Genomic DNA, 21,054 nt, shown 5'->3' on the forward strand with positions numbered 1-21,054 from the left:
ACATCCACTTAGATTACAACTGCATAAAACTGTATCAAGGGAAAAAGACTATGGCAATTCTTTAATCTTTATATTTCTAAACGCAACTTTTCCGCCCCATTCTTGAAGACTTATATGGCCAGTTTTCGCCGTTCCAAAACTTGACCATTTAGCAAAACCTGATTTTGCTATCATTGCTTTCCACTCAGGTCCATGTACGGGAAAACGAACAACCTCTGTGCCATTGAAGACAACAAAACCTTCATTTTCTTTATGATCAATATGAATGAGGTAATGGTTCCATTCCTCTGCTGGGTTACTTACTATTGAGGACGGTGGGATCAAACCATACAATGAACCCGCCCGATTAATATCGCCACGTTCTTCTATATATGCTTCCCAACCATCGTCCAAAATTTGAATTTCAGGCCCAGTCATATAAGGTTGTTCAAACTCTTCACTTTCTATTACACCCCAGAAAATACCTGAGTTTCCATGAGGATAGATTTTCCATTCTATCGATAATTCGTAATTGGTGTATTGCTTGTCGGTCACCAAATTCGAGTTTTCTCCACTTTTATCCCTTTGAAAGTCAAAAATCAATTCGCCATTATCAGCGTACCATCCATCATTGATTTCATCCTTTCCATATGAATGCCAACCATCAAGACTTTTTCCATTGAATAAATCTGTAAAACCATCATCAGCCGGACCGCATCCAACTATCAAAATCAAAATTAAGAGTGGGTAAAATTTACGAGTATTCATTTAGTTGATTAATTAAAGCCACAACTGGCTGGTTGATACTAATTATAGTTTGGTTCAGAAAATGTGAATGAAATTTAAAGATAGTTGATTACGAGGATAATTAACTGAAAGTTAGGCGAGAAATAATCCAAGACACGCTTAATTATTTATAAACCAAAGTTGTATTTTGATTGATGATTATATTATTTCAGCGCTATTGACTACTGGCGCGTTTTTGTTTCTCGAATTCTTCCGTTCGTTTAATTTGCTCTTCCAAATTCCATTCAAAATCAAATCTGTTTTTTAAGAATTCCGCTATTGGATCAAGGCCTATTTCTGCCCTTCGTTTATCAATATTCACCGGGTCATAAACAGGCCAAACATTAAAACTTTTGGTATCGGGATAGTATTTCATTTGACCCCCATAGATTTGTAAATCTCCCAGGTCTGTGGCAATTCTGTCCTGGGCCCGTACTAAAAATCCAGGCTCCAATTTTTTGTCCAATACGGCCTGTTTCATTAATGGTAAATAATGAACTCGAATTTCGTGATCGGCATGTTGGAGTACATTGCAAATAGTTAAATTACCCTGTTCACCAATTTGGACCTGATCTGGCCAACCATTCTCATCCAGGATTGCCTTTATCTTTTTTTCATTGATTACATGATTACTTTTGTAAATGGCCTGTTGTTCATTAAACTCAGGAGAATCTGCTCCATAAATTGCCATTAATGAATCTCGTTTTCTAATAGGGTCTTGCTCAGAATGCCAGATAGTGTCCAGTACCATGATATAGTTTTTTGGAGGCGCTTCCTGTGTTTTGGATTTCTTTTTTTGCTCACAAGCTGTCATTAATATAATTGTGAGTAGTATGTTAATTTTTTGCCTAGTCATTACTATTGATTTCGGGAACCATTGAATTCCCTCTTTTTAAATATTTGCTGTAATTATCATCAAGGTAATAGGAGAATGAAAAACATCAATTTAGTACTTATCCAGTTTCCGTTGTTTTTTTACATTCTTGATCATTTTTCCGAAAGCCCGATCCTTTTTCTTGCGTTCTTGGGCATCTGACTCAAAATGCGATTTCTCTTTCTCCATTTTAATGTAATTGGCGTAGGCATCTGCATCTAAATCTCCATTTTCAATAGCGTCAATTACAGCGCACCCTTTTTCATTGATATGGGTGCAATCACTGAATTTACAATTCTGGGCAAGGTTTAATATAGACTCAAAAGTAATTTCAAGACCACTAGAACTATTGGTAATACCTACTTCCCTTATGCCCGGGTTATCTATCAAAATTCCATTTTCCAGGACAATCAATTCTCTATGGCTTGTTACATGTTTTCCCCGATCAATACTTTCACTTATTTCCCCGGTTTCCATCAAGTCCTTACCTGTCAAGGTATTTATCAAGGTAGATTTTCCGACCCCTGAAGAACCAAGAAGACAATAAGTACGACCTGTTTTCAATTCTGATTTTAATTCTGTAATCCCTATTTGGGTTTGATTACTAATGGCGAATAGGGGAACATCTTCAATGCGTTCGTTAATTTGGATCAACAATTCTTTCAATTTCTGCTCTTCAATTAAATCCACTTTACTCAAAACAATAAGCGGTTCAATTTTGGAGGCATTGCAAATAGTCAAATAACGTTCTATACGATTTATATTGAAATCTCTATTTACCGATTGGACTATGAGTCCAAAATCAATGTTCGCGGCGATTATCTGGGTTTGTCCCAATTTACCCACAGCCTTTCTTTCAATAATTGATTTTCTAGGTAATAGAGCGTGAATTAGCGCTTTGTCTTCATCATATTCTGAAATGGCAACCCAATCACCAACCGCAGGAAGATCGCTCCTGTCAGTAGCTGTGTACCTAAGATTCCCCAGAAGTTCGGCATCAAATTCATTTTTGCCGGTCTTAACTGTATAACGGTCTTTGTGCTCCGAAATGACCCTGCCAATCTCAAAGGAACCAAGGTTGTTCGCTTCTCGATATTCAGCTAATTCATTGTTGTATCCTAAGTCCTCTAGTGTCATTTATTTTTTATGCTGGTAATAAGTTTCCTCTTTTATGAATTTTAAAATTAATGTAAATGAAGTCTCTTTTTTGATAAGCCTTCATTTATTGTTGCCCTTTAACTTTTATTTCTAAACTATCACGCTTACTTCTCATTTGCTGTAGCACATCTTTGTATGTAGTATCATCAATTAGGTTTTCCAGTTGCTTTGGATCTTTTTGTAAATCATGTAAATATTCATAAGGTGGATTTTGTTCATAATAGTTGGCATAGATATATCTTTGCCCTCGAATACCCACGTATTTGGGAATTTTATCGTGTTCCATTCTATGTTCACATAGAAAATCTGTTCGCCAAGTATCAATATCTTCATTGTTCAAAATAGGCACGAGACTTTCTCCTTGGTATATTTCTGGTAATGAAATTCCTGCTAGGTCCAGTATGGTTGACGGAATATCAATATTTAAGGCAACCTTATCTGAAGTACCTTTTACCGTCTTTCTAGACTTTCGTGGGTCGTAAATCACTAAAGGAACTCGAAGGGACTCTTCATAGTGCGACCATTTGCCCGCAAAACCTCTATTACCCATATAGTAACCATTATCAGAGGAGAAAATAATTATGGTATTCTTATCCAATCCATATTTTTCAAGCGTATTTAGTACCCTTTTCATTACATTGTCGTACCCGCTGATCATGCGAAAATATGCTTTCATGTTTGTTTGATACTTTTCTTCTGTATCCCACCGCCAGAAATAACGTTCCCTGTTGAGTGAATTTTTTAAGAACTCCGGATGATTTTCATAAATATTGGAATCTGATAATTCAGGAGTTGGCATTTCGGTATCCTCATACAAGTGTTCCACTGCCTTTGGGTAGGGATAATGACCATCATTTCCTGGAGTTTTATTACCATCTACTGCATGAACGGCATTAAAGCTAATGGAAAGGCAAAATGGGTTTTCGCTTGTTTGATTTGCAATAAACTCTACAGCTTCATCTCCTTTTATCTCGGCAGAATGTCGTTTGGTGCCATCGTTAAGTTTTATAAAATGTGGACCAGATTTTGGTGAAGGTTTATAGTAGTCGAACATTTGGGGAAGCAAACTATCCTGATTTTCGATTTTCATTCCAAATTTCCCAATAAAACCTGTTTTATATCCTGATGATTTTAACAGGAATGGATATGAATTTTTTACGAACTCAGTTTTAATAGGAAGTTTTCCAAAAGTGTAACCATGTTTGCTCTCGTATAATCCGGTTAGGATAGAGGCCCTACTTGCAGCACAAATTGAAGTTGTTACAAAAGCATTTGTAAATCGAACGCCATTTTCGGCGAGCTTATCTACTGTTGGTGTTTGAATGATTGGATGCCCTGCGATAGATAGAAGGTCGTTCCGTTGGTCATCAACAAGAAAAAATAAAATATTTGGTCTTTCTTCTACTTCTTCTTGTACAGTGTTGCAGGCACTTAAAACCAGTGAAATAATTATAGGCAAAACGAAAACTGTTATTTCTTTTTTCATAATTCAATCCTATTAATCGTTTCTTGCCCCAATTTCATTGAATTCGTTTGCGCTTTGGGACTAAGGAGCAAATTATTTCATTGTTGGATGATTACACCCAATATAACTGTATTTATCGTACCTTCAATTTGAAAGACCTATATGTTTATCAAAATATTCAATAGCGTCAAAAAGCCTATGGACAAAATAAGGATAAGTGATATTTTTTTGAATTTATCTTGCGGGATGAATTTTAGTATTCGTTTACCAATATAGGTTCCAACGAGTCCAATCACTATGAGAAAAGGTAAATAAATCAAATCGTGTTTATGAATGTAACCATTTTGGTAATAGACAATGGTTCTTGTAAAGTCTATAAAAAAATCAATAAATGCGGAAGTGGCAATAAAAACGCTTTTCTCAAGATTAAATGCCGTCATTGTCAACCCTCTAATAGCTCCCCCAGTACCTAACAATCCGGCCGAAAATCCTGATATAACTCCTCCAGTTATTGCGTTTTTTCTATTTGGCGAAACCACGAGGCCTTTTTTGTATAGAAATAATAAACTTAAACTTATTAAAAATACCGCAAGCAGAATTTCTAAAATGGTGCTGTCGAGAATCTTTGACAAGAATCCACCGATGACTACAAATAAGATAGAGGGTAGGCCTATATTCATTATCAGTTTTTTGTCAAGACCCTTTTTGAATAAAACAATCTTACTCATATTACTTGATAAATGGAATATTGCCGTAAGCCCTAAAACCGAATGAAAGTCAAAATAAAAGTTACCTATAGGTACAAAAAATACCGAAGAACCAAAACCACCGATTGTTCCAATAATTTCTGCGAACAACGCAAGTACTAAGAATATATAATTTAGTTTATTCAAAATTATTTTTCAAAAATTTAGTTTTATCAGTGGTGAAGCATGGGAAGAACATTGAAAAAGAAAGGTAATTCAAGAATCTAAATTATTTCACCGAATATAAAGTTAGCGAATAAGCTAGAAATTTAACTTGTAAACCCACCAGATAGAAGTAATGTTACCTTCGTGCATATTATAGAAGTTATGAATTCAATATCTTAAACCTTCGAAATTACACCCAAATAACCGTATTTATCGTACTCTCAGTTTTAAGTGCTTCTTTTTTTCTTATTTCAGCTTTTATGGGAAGTAAATATGTTCTCTTTTTAGTGTCATACCAAATGGCCGTTTGCCATTTATTATCGCCGATTTTTGCCATTGCTTTCAATCTTCCCCAGCCCTCTTCTTGCCATCCAATATTTTTCCTTATTTCATTTGCCAAATCCATGGGAAGTGAAACAAAATGCCATCCACCAGGTGATTGATGTTGCCACATCTTGGCTGAAAATTCATATTTTATTTGAGGACTCAATTTATTTGATAGTTACTTATACGGTGGCGAGTTTTATTTAATCGTCTTTCGATTTTGTTTTAGATACCGGGTTCAATTTCAAGATAACTTTTCTCCCAAATCTTTGACTGTGTTTTTTGGTCGATATTTCCACCTGATAATATAACCACAATTCGTTTTTTTGTCTTTTGAGCTTTTAGCCATTGGAAACCAGCGACCATTCCCAAAGCACTTGTAGGCTCAATATGCAATTTTAAAAGATGCGTGAGCCATTGTGTCCAATAAACCATATCGGTTTCTTCAATCTCATACATGCCATCCAATTTTTTCAAATACTCAAAGGTGATATCGCCAACGGCCATGGTCATTGCCCCGTCGGCAAGTGTATCTGGGACCGACTGTAGTCTTTGAATAGCATTCATTTTCAATGACTGGGCGGCGTCATTCGCATTTAACGGTTCTGCTCCGTATACTTTTGTTTTTGTTGAAAGACCATGGGCTGCTATTACTGTACCAGACAAAAGACCACCGCCACCACATGGAGCAAATATGGCATTAACGTCATCTAATTCACTCAAAATTTCTTGGGTGACCGTTCCTTGACCGGCGATAACATGTAGATGATTAAAAGGCGGAATCCAAAAAGCACCTTCCTCATTTCCGTGTTCTTTAACTTTTTTATCCGCTATATCCCTGGTTTTACACAGTTCAACTTCAGCACCATAATGCCTAGTTGCCTGAATTTTCACTTTTGAGGAATAATCAGGCATATAAATCTTTGATGGAATTCCGAATTGACTCGATGCCCAAGCAACTGCCTGGGCATGATTTCCTGAGCTATTGGCAACTATTTGCTTAGGTTTTTTATTATTTTCTACTAGCCAGGATACCGTATTACAGGCACCTCTTGCTTTAAAGGCCCCGATTTTTTGCAAGCATTCCACTTTAAAATAAATCTCATGGCCGGTCCATTTGTTTAATAATGACGAACTAACAATGGGCGTTTTATTTACAAATCTTTGTATCCTTTGATTTGCTTTTAGTATTTCTTTCAATGCTGTATGTTTATTAGTGCAAATAATTGTTGCAAAACAAGTTACATTGTTTTTTTGTTGGCCACAGGTTTTTTATTTCTTAATTCTATTTTTTCCTCTTAACTATCTTTACAATACGATTAATGGTGATCTCTGATAAATTCCATTCATATCCATTAAAATCGGTGGTGTTTATAAATTGCACCACTACTGCGTCTATATCTTCATGATATTCAGCCAGACTCTGATAGCCAATTACCAAGCCTCCGTGTTCGTACTCGTAAATGGATGAGTAGATTTCCTTTTCACCTTCATTAAAAACAGAACCATCATTTAAGGCTCGCAAGAAGATGCCAACATCTTGGGCTGTAGCTAACATTCCGTATTCATTCGCCTTAAAATCTTTTTCAACCCCAACATAATACCCACTCATCACATCATCCATATTTACTTCACTAAGAGAAAAAAACGTATTCTTTAGCTCGAGTGGGCGCAAGATTTCCTCTTTAATGTACTGTTCATGGCTATAGCCTACCACTTGATCAATAATCCTGCGAAGCAACAAATAATTGGTGTTTGAATATTCATAGCCTTTATCGGGCTTAAAGCTCGCCGGTAAATCGAGTGCAAAGTCGAGAGCATTTTTACCATTTTCCTGTTCATTTTCCCAATAAGCAGGATTATTCGTGAAATTCGGAATGCCGCTTCGGTGTTGCACCATCAGTTTTAGGGTAATCGTTTCTGCATTTTCAATTCTGTCCGTGAGTTCTGGAAAGTAATCGGCAAGCGTTTCATCTAAAGATAATCGATTGGCTTTAGCCAATTTTGCGATGGAAACAGCGGTATATAACTTGCTAATACTCGCAATTTTGAATAATGAATTCGGGTCTGTAGGTATTTTGTTATCTCGATCCTTCCAACCGCCTGTATAAAATGCTGGCGGTTTACCAGCTTCGTCAACATAGACAATCAGGCCATCAAACCCATGGCCAATGGCTTCATCAACTTGTTCTTGAACTGTATTTGGCAAGGGTAAAATCCAAGCCCATACTAAAATCCAGGGTACGTAGAACAGAGAAATTACAGTTCCTACCAGTAGTACTATTCTGAGTATCTTTTTTTTCATATTATTATTTGCTTTTTACTAGAGCGGTTTATAAATAACACTCGTAAAATTTCATTTATTTGTCAAGAATGGAAATTTTATATATCTGAATTGTTGAATATTCCTGATGAGCTGTTGATTTTGTTCATTAGAGAAAGACTTGCTCAAAATGGTCACGCAGCCTCGCTATGTTACATTTGGATTGGCGAGTAATTTTCAGAATGAAAATGAGAATCTATAAACCATACACTTTGTTGAAACTCGTTATTTTTATTGAATATAGCTCGTAAAATCTTTTTTTCATTTTGTATGTTTTTTTTCAGCTTGCAGCCAACGGTTCGGCTATGATTTCGTTTCAGAAATCCAGCCGTAAAAAAATAAGAATTTTTAGGTTAGGGGAGAGGTAGCACTCGATAATAGGTTTTGTTTAGTTTATTCTAATTTTTTATAACCAGAAACATGGGAAAGAACAGCTTTCCAAATTCCATTTCGCTTAATAAGAATATTACTGGATTGATATATAGATTCTCTATTGTCATTTATTATGTGACCAGTTCCCGCAATTATTGCAGTTCCATTTTCGAGAATTTCCAGTCTTTTGATTTCATACGTGAAAGAATCGTGGTCCATAGGAGACTCTTTGATTCGTTCCATCTGTTTTATTTTGTCCGACCATTCGCCATCGTTGGTTACCATCTGAAAGTCCGATCCTAAAATCCGATCGAGCAATATAGTGTCTTGTTCTCTGTAAGCCTTAGGCCATTCAACTTCTTTTAAATAACGAAGTTTTTCTTTTTCCTTTTCAATATTTATGACCTGTTCTTGTTCTACTGACTCAGGCTTATTGCCATTACATGATACCATTAGTAAAATAAGCGATAGGAGAAATAACTTTTTCATTTTTGTAATATTATTCAAATTACACACAACGCCGCGTTATGTGCAGCCCAGCTTAGGAATCCATCGGATTTCCAGCTACACGCTAAACAAAAGCTTTTGGTTTTGTTTTTTCTTTTTTGTTCGAAAGCAAAATCCCAAAAATTTTGCGACTTCATAAATATACGCAGACCTTGGCTTAAAGACAGAAGTCCGTATTAAATATAGGTATTGTTACCTGCTGGCTTTTTAGGGTTGTATTTGTTTTAAATTCCATTCGCCATTTTCAATTCCAAATAGTTTTCTATCGTGAAATCTTGTTTTTTTGAATTCCATAAATTCAATTCGTATCGGTTTAATTGAAAACCCGCTCCAGTTTTTAGGTCTTTGAATGTTTCCGTTTGTCGCAACCTTTTCCAATACTTCTTTTTCAAGTAATTCAAGATTGTCTATTTCCATTCCTTGTCGACAAATTGAAGATACAGCTTGTGAATTCGTGCTACGTTCATTAAAATACCTGTTCGCAAGTTGGTCTGGAATTTTTGTTGCTAACCCCTGAATCCTAACTTGTCTTTCCGTTTCTGTCCACCAAAAAGTCAACGCAACATTTTCATTATTTTCAACTTCAGTACCTTTTCTCGAATTTAGCGGACCAGTAATAACAAATGAATTGTCAACCAGTTCTTTAAAAGAAACAAATCTTGCATTTGGAAAACTATCTGTTCCGACTGTTGAAAAGCATACTGCCGATGGAATACGGACTTTTGATACTTTTAATTCTTCGTTATACCACTCGGAAAAAAGCTCTATTGGTTGATTTATATTCTCCATTTTAATTTTGCTATGATTTTTTCAGCTTGTAGGTAACGCCGCGCTATGTGCAGTCCGTCTTATTTTAAGGAAATATAGCAAAAACCTGTAACAATGTCATTGGAATGGGACTACCTATTTGTCCTATGGCATTGTTCATCAAGTAGTTTCGCATTTGCGGGATGTTGCTTTGTGGGTTTTGCGGTATTGGGAATAAAATCAGACGTACCTTCTGAGCGTAGCGAACATATGAGTGCCCTTGCAAATAAACATGACACGAACTAAATTGCATTTAGCGTCCTGATACGTTGCGGAAAATGTCCACCGGACTTTTCCGTCGTAGCATAAAGTTAGTGAATAAGCGAGGATTTCCGTTTAGGAAGACCAGCGCAATAGATTATAGGTTTTGTTGTGGGTAGTTATTCCCTCAGTTTGGTTAATCTTTTATATTCCGATTCCATCTTTTTTATTTCTTTCTTTCGGTTTTCTTTATTCTTATTTAAAATTTCAAGTATTCGATTGATTTCTGTAATTGCGTTGTCATAAAGTTTTAGTCTCTCGTAAATCTCAATTTTTATAACATAAACCCACTCGTTATTCTTGTCAAGTTCAATAGCTTTCTCGGCAAGTTTTAGCGCATTTTTATAATCCATTTCCCTAAAGGCTAAATAAGAAGCAGCTCCAGCATAGGTATCGGATACTTGATTTAAGCCAGTCAATAATTCTTCCCGAATTAGTTTCTCCATTTTTTCGTTGGTCGATGTTTCAATATCAAACTTGATTTGGGTATTTGCCCATGAAATGTAAATGGTTGCATTATGTTGATTTAGTTGAATATCGAAATTCAAAGTTTCATAATAGCGATTAGTTTCTACTGGCACGACCGCAAATCTTGCAACATCATTTTTATACTTGTAATCGTAGCTCCCGTACAGAGTAGTATCCTTATTGATTATTACGACCCATTCATTCGGGTTAGGTATGGTGAAAACAGAATAATTTCCAGCAGAAACTTTTTGCCCTCCAATTGTTACTTCTTTATTAAATGCAATTTTGGTGCAATTCCCAGCACCAGTGCGCCAAACTTTGTTCCAAGGTACGAGTCCACCATAAATATGTCTTTTCCGGGCAGAAGGCCTTTCGTATTCAACACTTATTAGTGTATTTCCAACGATTTGGGATATGTTACCTTTTGGACTAAATGAAGGATAGGGGTAATCTGTGTCCTGACCATTAAGTTGAAAACCCGCTAAAATCAGAATTATTAAAAATTGCTTTTTTTTCATTTTTCTGGAATTTTTTATAGTTGTACATAAAACTCTCGGAAAGCCTTTATTAGCTATGTTTTAAACACATTGTTGTAGAACGTTTATATAATTGATTAATCTTTTTTGTTCTTGGCATCCATAAGCCCCTGGCGCATTTCTTGTTCAAAATTCGAATTTGGATATTTTGTAAGTCCTGTATTAAAGTATTTAATGGCATTTTGGAAGTCTTTGTGTTTTAAATAAAACTGTCCAAACCGATTTTGCCAATAGGCCGAAGCATATCTTTTTGTAGTTAAAACATCTTTGAATTCAGTCATGAAAATATTGAAATATTCAAAATTATCTCTGTTCCATGCCAACCAAATTAATCCATTTTTTGTACCATCATCTATAAGGCCATCACCACCAAATCGTATTGCTCGTTCCTTAAAATAGTTAGTCAGGTAGTCAATCCCACCTAAATCAATATACTGTTGTATGCTTTCAAATACTGGTGAGTCATAATTATGATAATAGTACTTCAATCCTTTATACATAGCCAAATGTGCCAAAGTTTCGTGTACTTCATCGTTGAATAAATTGTATTTCCAAATAAGATTTATTGGGTTGTTCTTTTTCAATATTTTGTGGAATGCGTCGGTTGAACCTATATAATAAATGTCTTTCCTTGAATTTGCCATAAAAAGATAAACATCTTTATTTGAAGTAAACTCTGTGACTACCTCTTCTGAAGCATAGCCACCGTCAGTTATTATCGCTCCATTAAATATTTCACTCTTTTTTAGAATTAATTCACTGGTATAATAAGCAGCTGCTTCCCAGCCAAAAATAACACGTTCATTAGTTGTTCTATAGTTAGAATCGACATAGTGTATAACTTCGTTAACTAAAAAATTCGTGAATTTTTCACTTTGTTCCCCAAATAAAGACCATCTCGATGAATCATTATCATGAATGCCAACTACAATCATTTCAGGAATAGCTCCTGGAGTGCGTAAGGCTTTTTGAATTGCCACACCACTAAAAAAATACCATTGTCCATCTAAAACATAAAACACAGGATATTCTTTCTTTGAATCTAAATACCCATCCGGTGTATAAATTTGAATTGTTCTATCTTCATTTAATATGGAAGACTTAATTGTATGACTAATACCTACAGTTATTTGGGAACCGTCTTTTTGTGCAATACAAATTGTATTAATAAAACAGCACATAACTATAATCAATAATGACCTCATGAAATTGAATTTAAAATGATTTGGTTTAGCCCGGCGATGGCGCACATTTCCCGCGGGGCGTTGCTTTGTTTTTCATTGCTAAGTATAGCGACACGAGTCAGCTTTAGCTGAATGTACGCCAACTTGTTTAAATAGAGGTACAATACATCTTTATACGACCATATGGGTATAAAACCAATAAAGACATACAATTTTTATATTGACCTACATACGTTATTTAACAACTATTAAAGTCCTTATACTTAAGCTTTTTATTCACCCTCGTATTTACCCATATACCGTTTCCAAAGTTTGGTCTGGTGGGTTTCCAATGAAAGGGTTCGACCATCAATAAAAGCATGTGTCAATTGGTTGCCTCGCATATCCAAAGCATCGCCTTTAGAAACAAAAAGAGTTGCGCTTTTACCTACTTCCAAGGTGCCATATGCGTCATCAATACCCAATATTTTGGCACTGTTGCCTGTAATCATCTGTAAAGCTACTTCTTTGTCCAATCCTTGCCCTACCACTTGACCTGCATAAAAGGGTAGGTTACGCGTCTGAAAGTTTGAGGCACTACCATTCTGTATGGCAACCGTAAGCCCTGCATCGGCCAATAATTTTGGTAGCTTATACGGTAAATCATAATCTTCATCGTCCAAGGCGGGCAGGTTGTGTGTGAACTGTACCAAAACTGCTATGTTGTTCTCCTTCAGAAAACCTGTGATTTTATGGGCGTGGTAACCACCGACCAAAACCACTTCTTTGGCGCCATTGTTTTTGGCGGTTGTAATCGCATCTATGATCTCTTTTTCACCATCTGCATATACATACAGTTTTTGCGAACCATCAAAAACACCTTGCATGGCCTTAAACCCCGGATTCAGTTCAGCATTGGAAATTTTACCATAGGCAGCGGCATTAGTCAAAAAGCTTTTTACTTCTTCCAGCTGTTTGGTGTATTCTTTATTTGGCTGAAAACCTCTTGGTTCCCCCATCCACCAGCGACCTCTTCTAAAACTATTGGGCCAGCGTAAATGAATGCCATCATCAACCTTAATTGCCGCATCTTCCCAGTTCCAGGCATCAAACTGTACTATTGATGAGGTTCCGGAGATCCGTCCACCTTGGGGCGTTATCTGTCCTAACAATACACCATTGGGTCGCATACTTTCAACTACTTGTGATTCTGCATTATAGGCAATCAAACTACGTACATGCGGAATCATTTCACCTATTTCGTCTTGATCGTTACTGGCGCGCACCGCATTTACCTCAGTAAGTCCCAAAGCTTTGCAGGGAGCAATGATACCGGGATAAACATGTTTCCCCTTTCCTTTGATGACTGTGCCCCTTCGTGCTATTTTCGTCATGGCACTACCCACAAAAGTGAGTTTGCCGTCTTCAAACATAATAAGGGCATTCTCAATGACCTCACCATTGCCCAAATGCGCCGTGGCACCGTCTATTGACATGGCTTCTTTTTGAGCCGGAGCTGGTGTCTGTTGGCCAGTACCCATAAACAAAGCCCCCACCGCAAAAACTAATGTGTATATTGATTTTTTCATGATTCTATTTTTTATAAACTATCGCAGTGAAATTTTTCTTTTTTCTTGTTCTTGGGAGATTGTGTTTTACCACCACCTTCTTTTTCCTTGAGCATCATGTTAATGAGTTTATTGCGCTCATTTTTGATGGCCACACGCTGGTTTTTATCTGTCTCTAAATCAAAATAAACAGCACCCTCAATCAAGGTTTTTTCTGCCTTGGCATAAACAGATAGGGGATGGTCGCTCCATAAGACCAAATCGGCATCCTTACCTTCTTTTATACTGCCAACACGCTCATCAATATGCAAGAGTTTGGCAGGGTTAATGGTCACCATTTTCCAGGCAGCCAACTCAGAAACACCACCGTACTTGACTGTTTTACCTGCTTCTTGGTTTAATCTACGGGACATCTCGGCATCATCACTATTGATTGCCACCGTAATGCCTACGCTGTTCATAATTGCCGCATTGTATGGGATGGCATCTTTAACCTCATATTTATAGGCCCACCAATCACTAAAAGTTGAACCGCCTACACCATGCTCTTTCATCTTATCTGCAACTTTATACCCTTCCAAAATATGTGTGAAGGTATTGACCGTAAAACCGAATTTATCGGCCACTTTCATAAGCATGTTAATTTCGCTCTGTACATAGGAGTGGCAGCTGATAAAACGTTCACCATTAAGTATTTCAACCAAAGTTTCCATTTCCTCATCATGACGATAAGGTTTACCGCTTTTCTTTTTGACCTCATATTCTTTGGCACGTTGAAAGTAGCTCATAAACACTTGCTCAACTCCCATTCTGGTTTGTGGAAAACGACTAAAACTCTGCCAGTTGCTTTGTTTTACGTTTTCTCCCAAAGCGAACTTGATGAATTTCGGGGAATTACCATAGATCATATTCTCGGCACTTTCTCCCCATTTCAATTTTAATATGGCTGAACGCCCACCAATGGGGTTTGCAGAACCGTGCAAGAGCTGTAACGTAGTAACCCCACCTGCTAAATTGCGGTAAACATCTATATCCTCAGGATCGACCACATCCTCCATTTTAACTTCGGCAGATGAATTATGACCAGCTTCGTTAATTGCAACAGCTGCTAAGTGGCTATGCTCATCTATAACACCAGCAGTCAAGTGTTTTCCTGTAGCATCAACGACCTTGGCTCTTCCTGCATTCAAATTGCTTCCGATTTTAGAGATTTTACCATCCTTGACCAGAACATCGGTATTTTCAAGAATCCCGGCATCTTCACTTGTCCATACCGTGGCGTTCCTGAAGAGCATTGTTTCTGCTTTAGGGATTGAGGAATAACCATACCCAAGGTTAGGGTAGGTAACCGGAACTACTTCGGGTTTTTCTGCTGTTTTTTTCTCCTTTTCTTTTTCAGTGAAAGCTTTTGTACGTAAAGCATTGAATGAAGATTCGCTCCCATCGGGAAGAATCAATCTTCCAGTTATATTATCATTGTCAGGTTTAACCAAACCTGTTAAACGATAAATCTTCTCATCGTTGGTAAAGGAAAGGTTCATCCAATCATCTGCATATGAGATTTTAGATGTTAACTTTAAGGTATCTTTTTTGATTTCCACTTTTGGCTTGCTGGGTTCTCCAGAAATTGAAAGTGTAAAGGATTGGCTTCCGGCCTTTAGGTCATAATCACCACGAATATCTTTTTGGTCTTTATCATTTACGACATTTTTGGTTCCCTGTACCCAATTTTCATAGAGAGTGGTACCCTTATCAAAAACAGCACCGGAAGTAATCAAAAAATTGGCATAACGCCCAGCTTGCAAAGAGCCGATTTTGTTTGATTTTCCTAAAATCTGCGCAGGTACGGTAGTCAATGCCTCCAAGGCTTTGGTCTCTGATAGTCCATAGGTAATAGCCTTCTGAAGTTTTTCCTTTAGTTTGGCAGGAGATTTTAATCCGTTTAATGTAAATGAAAAGGTTACCCCATTGTCTGCCAATATTTTGGGGTTTGCCGGGGCCTGGTTCCAATGGCGCATATCTTCCAGTGAAACATATAACGCTTGGTACGGATTGCTCACATCATATGCATCAGGAAAATTCAGTGGAAGAATCAATTTTGCGTTGGTGTTCTTAATATCGGCGACCGTTTCATATTCATCACCACCACCTAAAATCGTGTATTGAATTCCGTTTTTATCACCAATCCCATCAGCTCTCAAGACATTGCCTTTGTTTCCGGCAGCAATAATTTGTGACATTCCTTTGTTCGCATTAAGCGCTTCCAGAGAACGGTCCTTAGTATCTACATTGCCATTGGCGTACCAATCGGCATCGGTATACATTTGTCTCAACAATGCCATAGCGCCCATTAGCGAAGTAGGATAACTTTGTCTCGATGCCACACTTTTAGAAAACGAAAAATATTGTCCGGATCTATCATCCAATACCCGTTGAGAATCATCACCTTTTCCATTTAAGGCAACCAGAACACCTGTTCCGCGTGCTATTCCGTCTTGAATGTGTGAATTAATCACACCAAAACCAGCATTACGCAATTCCTTTGCTTTTTTATCATCATACTTGAATTTGCTTATTGCATCATTTTCAGGTATAATATGATCGTTCCAATAAAATCCTTCTCTTGTTGCATTGTATTGTGGGGAACGTCCGCCACCCGGTGCACGTTTGGGCTTTGTTATCCCAAAATCTGAATAGATATCTATAAAAGATGGATAAATGGATTTTCCACTTAAATCGATTGTCACAGTGTTTTTAGGAAGTGTAACCGATTTTCCTACTTTCACGACTTTTCCATTTTGGATAAGTAAGGTGCCGTTGTCCACTACTTGAGTGGGCGTGATAAAGATCTTGGCATTTGTAAAAGCAGTGTAATTATTGTTTTTTGATTTTACCCCGTCATTTTCTGGAAAGTAATCCTGGGCAAACAAGGTTGCACCACACCACAGCAGGGCTAGTGCTAAAAGTCTCATTTTCATATTTATGGTTTCGTTAATTAGTCTTTCTAAAGATATGTGAAGTGATGGGAATTTAAAGTCTATTCACTTTTTTTTAACGTTTGGAGAAAGTAGGGCGGTAAATGGCAAAGTGAGGTGATTAAAGGTCTCTGTTTTTCTCCATCATTTTCTTCCTCTAGAACCAATGATTAATCTATTGGATACTTTTTATGGTAGTTTACCATTAGCGAAACCACTGCGTTATAACTCTTTATGCCTTGGGCCTGGTTATTTGCTTTTAAGAATGTATTGAATATTGATTTGAAAACCGGCTCCAATGGGTTTTCGAACGATTGCCAGAAATCGTTCATTTCTTGATAGTTCTTTTGAATTCCTGGATTCAATTTAACATATAGCTCTTTAAATTTTTCTTGATCATACCTGCGGATATCACCAAGGCAATAGGCCAACCCATAAGTATAGGCGGAATATTGAAAGTAGATATCAGGATTTTGTATGGTAACCAAATATCCAATAAAATTGGTTTCATTTTCGGCAGAATAACCAATTTGATGCCCTATTTCATGCCCTGCCACAACAGGAAATCTATAATTTGGCAGCCTACCATTTACCTGTGCCTCATGGGTAAATGGGTTTAGATAACCACCATAGCCCATATAAGACAAAGCCGTACTGAAAATCGACGTTTTAATACTTGGTTGTTCATATGAAATGAACAGATACGCTTTCTCTAGATGTTCGTAACCAATCAATGTTCTATCAAAAATCTCTTGTTGTGCATATGGGATTTTGACGGCCTGAGCGGTGTCTTTGGTGATAGCAAACTGTAATTCGTTTGATTTTACGATCAGCGCTTCAGCTAATTCCAATAGTTCATCATCTGTATGTTTTTCACTTAAATTAAATTTCTGGGAAATAGGCAATCTGTAATAATTGAAACCCCAAAGCAAATGAAACGTAAAATATGCAATTGATAGGATGAAGACGATATTTTTTAGGAAGCGAAACGGATAAGTTCTTATTTCCAACCAATGTTTGTAAACATACCTAATCGCCAGTATTGACAGGATAAAGTAAAGAACATCTCCCACTGAAATAGGAACCCAACCGTATAAAACCCTAAAGAATTTCGATACCCAAGGGTATAAACCCTCACTGTAATACATTTCAATAATATCTGGATGCTTACCCAACCATTTCACAAGAATTATTTGTGGAATTATAGCTAGAGCTACCCCATTTTTTATTTTAGATTCCATTGAACCAAAAATAGGAATTAATACTTCATAGTTGCAGGGCAAAGCGTATTTTTGATATTCTAAATTTGAGTTATGAGTCAAGAAGTGCGTCAATTACAACCTAGTGCAGTTTGGAATAAATTTGCAGATTTGAATGAAGTGCCAAGACCTTCGAAAAAAGAGGAACGAGTAATACAATTTATGCTCGATTTTGGTAATTCACTCGGATTGGAAACCTTTTCTGATGCTGTGGGAAATGTGATAATCAGAAAACCCGCCACTGTAGGAATGGAAGACCGTAAAAAGGTAACCCTACAATCACATTTGGATATGGTGCACCAGAAGAATGCAGATACCAATTTTGATTTTGATGTTGAGGGAATAAAAATGTTCATAGATAGTGATTGGGTAAAAGCCGCCGGAACAACACTTGGAGCGGATAATGGTTTGGGGGTTGCGACGATTATGGCCTTATTGGAAAGTACCGATATTCCCCACCCATTTTTGGAAGCTTTGTTCACAATTGATGAAGAGACAGGGATGACCGGAGCAATGGGACTCGAAGGAGGTGTATTGCAAGGAGAAATCTTATTGAACTTAGATACGGAGGAAGATGATGAAATTGATATAGGTTGTGCCGGTGGAATCGATGTAACCGCAACACGAAAGTACCTTGAAGAAAACGTGTCTGGCGACTCTATTGGTTGTTTGATTACTGTGAACGGTTTGCATGGCGGACATAGTGGTATGGATATTCACAGAGGGCTGGGAAATGCCAATAAGATTATGAACCGTTTGTTATTTAATGCAACCGAAGTGTTTGGTGCACAATTGGCAGGGATTGATGGTGGTAGTTTGCGAAACGCCATTCCAAGAGAGAGTTTTGCGCAAATTGCTATGAAATCTGGAAGAAAAAATAATTTTGAATCTGAATTTATCCAATGGTCCAAGACAATAAAATCTGAACTTTCGGTTAAAGAACCAGAGCTGTCAATAACTTTAGAATGGATTGATGCACCTAACAAGGTAATGCAAAAGGCAGTCCAAAAAGAATTGATGCGCGCAATCTATACAGCACATAATGGAGTTTATGCCATGAGTGCTGCAATTCCCGATTTGGTGGAAACATCTAATAATATCGCTAGGGTAGTGGTGAAGGAAGGTTCTATAAAAATCGGATGCCTAACTCGCTCTTCTGTGAATTCGGCTAAAATTGACCTTGCTAATGCCTTAAAATGCGCATTTGAGTTGGCAGATTGTGAAGTAAGTATGGATGGGGATTATCCAGGGTGGAATCCGAATCCAGATTCCAATATTTTAAAAGTGTTGGAAAGCAAATACGAATCCCTTTTTAATGAAAAACCTAAAGTGGTGGCTTGCCATGCTGGTTTGGAGTGTGGTATTCTGGGACAGAATTATCCAGATATGGATATGATAAGTTTTGGACCCACTATTCTTGGAGCACATTCTCCCGATGAACGCGTTAGTATATCCTCAGTACAAAAGTTCTGGAAATATACATTAGAAATTCTGAAGGATATTCCTAAAAGTTAGATGGTTATCTATTGGCTTTTTAGTATGAATTAACACCTTGTTTTTAGTTAACCGCTTAAAATTCAGTAACTTTAAGTAATTGCAAAATCTATTGTTATGGGTATTAAGAGTTTTCAAGGTGCACGCAAGCATCAACAAGCTGGGGAGGAAATCCCACTAAAGGTCAGTGACTATATGACCACTAAACTAATAACCTTTAAACCTGACCAATCGGTTGAAGAGGTAATTGATTCGTTGATAAACAATAAGATATCAGGGGGACCCGTGGTCAACGACAAGAATGAATTGGTAGGTATTATTTCTGAGGGAGACTGCATTAAACATATAAGTGATAGTAGGTATTATAATATGCCTATGGATGATGATAGAATTGAAAATAGAATGGTAAAAAATGTAGAGACTATTGATGGCAACATGAATATTTTTGATGCAGCCAATAAATTCTTGAACGAAAAACGTCGTCGTTTCCCAATTGTTGAAGCTGGTAAATTAGTTGGTCAGATATCTCAAAAAGATATTTTAAAAGCGACAATGAAATTAAAATCCCAGAATTGGAAGAAGTAAAATAACCGTTCAACGAATAAAAAAAAGCCTGACCAAGTGGTCAGGCTTTTTTTTATACTAATACTACTGTTTATTCAACGATACCAGTGATTTCCATATCAAAAATCAAATTTGAGTTTGGAGGAATTGGTCCGCCACCTTGCTCACCTAAACCTAGATGTGGAGGCATAAAGGCTCGAATTTTGTCACCCACTTTCATAGTTAAGAGAGCTTCTTTAAAGCCAGGGAACAATGGTGCGTCGGGGCTATAAGGCATAGGGGCAGGAGAGAATCCACCACTGTTTGCTTTCATTCTATTTAAATCCTCATATTTTAAATGTTTTTTAGCAACTTCCGATTTGGAAGTATCGAACAGTTTTCCATTTTCCAAGAATCCAGCATAATCAACAAGCACTTGCTTGCCAATAATTGGTTTTTCTCCCTTACCATCAACAAGAACCAAAATTTGTAATCCAGAAGGAAATGTTTTCGCCTTCTTTTTACTTTCTGCAAGCTCTGAAATAAATTGAGGAATCATTTTATCATAAACCTTTTTCAGTTCTTCTCCCTCCTTCTTAAGCTTGGCAACACGTTCTTCTTCCTCTGCAAAATAATCGGTCATTATTTGTACCGCATCAAATTTCTTGGCCTCCTTGCCGTTTCTTATGATTTCAACAGTGTTCATGACAACATCTACAACAGGCTTGTCTTTTTGTGGTGCTTGGGAAGTAGCCACATTTGCGATGGAGTCAAGCACATCCATTCCGGTTATTAGCTCACCAAAAATGGTATGCCTACCATCTAACCACGGAGTTGCCTTATGGGTGATGAAAAATTGACTGCCATTAGTATTGGGAGGCCCTGGATTTGCCATAGATAAAAGTCCGGCCCTATCATGTTTCAGCGAATCAACGAACTCATCTTTGAACTTGTAACCTGGACCAGTGGTACCAGTACCAGTTGGATCGCCACCTTGAATCATAAAATCTTTCATGACCCTGTGGAAAATAACTCCATCAAAATACTTTTTATCTTTAAAATTTTCACTTACAAACGGACTGTTGCCTTCTGCCAAGGAAATAAAACTGGCAACTGTCACCGGGGTTTTATCATGCTCCAACCTGACCATCATATCACCTTTGGTGGTTTGTATATTGGCAAAGATGCCATCACCTAAATCTGCATGTTTGCTCGATTTACAGCTTGTTAGCGCCAATGCGATTGTCAATACGAATAGATAAGCTTTTTTCATTTCAATAA

The 21,054-nt window shown here is 37.2% G+C and carries 19 protein-coding genes; 3 read left to right on the forward strand and 16 right to left on the reverse strand.

Translation table 11 applies throughout. The features are described 5' to 3' along the window. Positions 1–48: 48 nt before the first annotated feature. The 10 genes from FB2170_RS10520 to FB2170_RS10565 all read right to left on the reverse strand — a co-directional run bounded on the left by FB2170_RS10520 (position 49) and on the right by FB2170_RS10565 (position 9,488). Positions 49–747 (reverse strand): DUF1080 domain-containing protein, encoded by a 699-nt coding sequence (locus FB2170_RS10520; protein ID WP_013306536.1) that lies wholly within the window; start codon positions 745–747, stop codon positions 49–51. 193 nt (positions 748–940) lie between these two features. Continuing rightward, positions 941–1,621, reverse strand: coding sequence for a DUF6624 domain-containing protein (locus FB2170_RS10525; protein ID WP_041632801.1), 681 nt, complete (start codon positions 1,619–1,621; stop codon positions 941–943). A gap of 90 nt (positions 1,622–1,711) precedes the next feature. After that, a complete protein-coding gene (rsgA, locus tag FB2170_RS10530; protein ID WP_013306538.1) occupies positions 1,712–2,776 on the reverse strand; it encodes a ribosome small subunit-dependent GTPase A in 1,065 nt (354 codons plus the stop codon). Between the two features lie 85 nt (positions 2,777–2,861). Further along, positions 2,862–4,283: a sulfatase gene (locus tag FB2170_RS10535; protein ID WP_013306539.1), complete on the reverse strand. Its 1,422-nt coding sequence runs from the start codon at positions 4,281–4,283 to the stop codon at positions 2,862–2,864. Positions 4,284–4,420: 137 nt separating this feature from the next. Further along, complete coding sequence (locus tag FB2170_RS10540) at positions 4,421–5,155, reverse strand: sulfite exporter TauE/SafE family protein (protein WP_202795948.1); 735 nt, start codon at positions 5,153–5,155, stop codon at positions 4,421–4,423. Between the two features lie 208 nt (positions 5,156–5,363). Next, the gene (locus FB2170_RS10545) at positions 5,364–5,663 is read right to left on the reverse strand and encodes a DUF1905 domain-containing protein (protein WP_202795949.1); all 300 of its coding nucleotides are present in this window, start codon (positions 5,661–5,663) and stop codon (positions 5,364–5,366) included. Positions 5,664–5,722: 59 nt separating this feature from the next. Then, positions 5,723–6,697 carry a serine/threonine dehydratase gene (locus FB2170_RS10550; protein ID WP_013306542.1) on the reverse strand — a complete coding sequence of 325 codons (975 nt, stop codon included), beginning with the start codon at positions 6,695–6,697 and terminating at the stop codon, positions 5,723–5,725. Positions 6,698–6,782: 85 nt separating this feature from the next. Continuing rightward, positions 6,783–7,802 (reverse strand): serine hydrolase domain-containing protein, encoded by a 1,020-nt coding sequence (locus tag FB2170_RS10555; RefSeq protein WP_013306543.1) that lies wholly within the window; start codon positions 7,800–7,802, stop codon positions 6,783–6,785. Positions 7,803–8,213: 411 nt separating this feature from the next. After that, a complete protein-coding gene (locus FB2170_RS10560) occupies positions 8,214–8,681 on the reverse strand; it encodes a nuclear transport factor 2 family protein (RefSeq protein WP_041632803.1) in 468 nt (155 codons plus the stop codon). A 225-nt stretch (positions 8,682–8,906) separates the two neighbouring features. Beyond that, a complete protein-coding gene (locus FB2170_RS10565) occupies positions 8,907–9,488 on the reverse strand; it encodes a pyridoxal 5'-phosphate synthase (RefSeq protein WP_013306546.1) in 582 nt (193 codons plus the stop codon). 93 nt (positions 9,489–9,581) lie between these two features. Between FB2170_RS10565 and FB2170_RS17375 the strand changes: the two genes are divergently transcribed. Then, the gene (locus tag FB2170_RS17375; protein ID WP_158306090.1) at positions 9,582–9,752 is read left to right on the forward strand and encodes a hypothetical protein; all 171 of its coding nucleotides are present in this window, start codon (positions 9,582–9,584) and stop codon (positions 9,750–9,752) included. Between the two features lie 134 nt (positions 9,753–9,886). On the opposite strand, the gene FB2170_RS10570 is transcribed toward FB2170_RS17375, so the two are convergent. The 5 genes from FB2170_RS10570 to FB2170_RS10590 form a co-directional block, all read right to left on the reverse strand. Further along, on the reverse strand, positions 9,887–10,753 hold the full coding sequence (locus FB2170_RS10570; RefSeq protein ID WP_013306547.1) for a DUF2911 domain-containing protein: 867 nt from the start codon (positions 10,751–10,753) through the stop codon (positions 9,887–9,889). A 95-nt stretch (positions 10,754–10,848) separates the two neighbouring features. Then, positions 10,849–11,976, reverse strand: a complete 1,128-nt coding sequence (locus FB2170_RS10575) for an alpha/beta hydrolase-fold protein (protein ID WP_148232093.1) — start codon at positions 11,974–11,976, stop codon at positions 10,849–10,851. Between the two features lie 251 nt (positions 11,977–12,227). Beyond that, positions 12,228–13,523 carry an amidohydrolase family protein gene (locus FB2170_RS10580; protein ID WP_013306549.1) on the reverse strand — a complete coding sequence of 432 codons (1,296 nt, stop codon included), beginning with the start codon at positions 13,521–13,523 and terminating at the stop codon, positions 12,228–12,230. Between the two features lie 11 nt (positions 13,524–13,534). After that, positions 13,535–16,480, reverse strand: coding sequence for an amidohydrolase family protein (locus FB2170_RS10585; protein ID WP_013306550.1), 2,946 nt, complete (start codon positions 16,478–16,480; stop codon positions 13,535–13,537). 167 nt (positions 16,481–16,647) lie between these two features. After that, positions 16,648–17,718, reverse strand: coding sequence for a DUF3810 domain-containing protein (locus FB2170_RS10590; RefSeq protein WP_013306551.1), 1,071 nt, complete (start codon positions 17,716–17,718; stop codon positions 16,648–16,650). Positions 17,719–17,790: 72 nt separating this feature from the next. On the opposite strand from FB2170_RS10590, the gene FB2170_RS10595 reads away from it, so the two are divergent. Beyond that, entirely contained in the window at positions 17,791–19,251 is a 1,461-nt protein-coding gene (locus tag FB2170_RS10595; protein WP_013306552.1) for an aminoacyl-histidine dipeptidase, read from the forward strand. Positions 19,252–19,347: 96 nt separating this feature from the next. After that, a complete protein-coding gene (locus tag FB2170_RS10600; RefSeq protein ID WP_013306553.1) occupies positions 19,348–19,815 on the forward strand; it encodes a CBS domain-containing protein in 468 nt (155 codons plus the stop codon). 70 nt (positions 19,816–19,885) lie between these two features. On the opposite strand, the gene FB2170_RS10605 is transcribed toward FB2170_RS10600, so the two are convergent. Further along, on the reverse strand, positions 19,886–21,046 hold the full coding sequence (locus FB2170_RS10605) for a peptidylprolyl isomerase (RefSeq protein ID WP_013306554.1): 1,161 nt from the start codon (positions 21,044–21,046) through the stop codon (positions 19,886–19,888). Positions 21,047–21,054 lie beyond the last annotated feature (8 nt).

Source organism: Maribacter sp. HTCC2170, assembly GCF_000153165.2.
Lineage (GTDB): Bacteria > Bacteroidota > Bacteroidia > Flavobacteriales > Flavobacteriaceae > Maribacter_A.

Bases quoted from the DNA above. Each gene is read 5' to 3' on its own strand.
- FB2170_RS10520 (WP_013306536.1), bottom strand. From the start codon at position 747: ATGAATACTCGTAAATTTTACCCACTCTTAATTTTGATTTTGATAGTT.
- FB2170_RS10525 (WP_041632801.1), bottom strand. From the start codon at position 1,621: ATGACTAGGCAAAAAATTAACATACTACTCACAATTATATTAATGACA.
- rsgA (WP_013306538.1), bottom strand. From the start codon at position 2,776: ATGACACTAGAGGACTTAGGATACAACAATGAATTAGCTGAATATCGA.
- FB2170_RS10535 (WP_013306539.1), bottom strand. From the start codon at position 4,283: ATGAAAAAAGAAATAACAGTTTTCGTTTTGCCTATAATTATTTCACTG.
- FB2170_RS10555 (WP_013306543.1), bottom strand. From the start codon at position 7,802: ATGAAAAAAAAGATACTCAGAATAGTACTACTGGTAGGAACTGTAATT.
- FB2170_RS10560 (WP_041632803.1), bottom strand. From the start codon at position 8,681: ATGAAAAAGTTATTTCTCCTATCGCTTATTTTACTAATGGTATCATGT.
- FB2170_RS10565 (WP_013306546.1), bottom strand. From the start codon at position 9,488: ATGGAGAATATAAATCAACCAATAGAGCTTTTTTCCGAGTGGTATAAC.
- FB2170_RS17375 (WP_158306090.1), top strand. From the start codon at position 9,582: ATGTCATTGGAATGGGACTACCTATTTGTCCTATGGCATTGTTCATCA.
- FB2170_RS10570 (WP_013306547.1), bottom strand. From the start codon at position 10,753: ATGAAAAAAAAGCAATTTTTAATAATTCTGATTTTAGCGGGTTTTCAA.
- FB2170_RS10575 (WP_148232093.1), bottom strand. From the start codon at position 11,976: ATGAGGTCATTATTGATTATAGTTATGTGCTGTTTTATTAATACAATT.
- FB2170_RS10580 (WP_013306549.1), bottom strand. From the start codon at position 13,523: ATGAAAAAATCAATATACACATTAGTTTTTGCGGTGGGGGCTTTGTTT.
- FB2170_RS10585 (WP_013306550.1), bottom strand. From the start codon at position 16,480: ATGAAAATGAGACTTTTAGCACTAGCCCTGCTGTGGTGTGGTGCAACC.
- FB2170_RS10590 (WP_013306551.1), bottom strand. From the start codon at position 17,718: ATGGAATCTAAAATAAAAAATGGGGTAGCTCTAGCTATAATTCCACAA.
- FB2170_RS10595 (WP_013306552.1), top strand. From the start codon at position 17,791: ATGAGTCAAGAAGTGCGTCAATTACAACCTAGTGCAGTTTGGAATAAA.
- FB2170_RS10600 (WP_013306553.1), top strand. From the start codon at position 19,348: ATGGGTATTAAGAGTTTTCAAGGTGCACGCAAGCATCAACAAGCTGGG.
- FB2170_RS10605 (WP_013306554.1), bottom strand. From the start codon at position 21,046: ATGAAAAAAGCTTATCTATTCGTATTGACAATCGCATTGGCGCTAACA.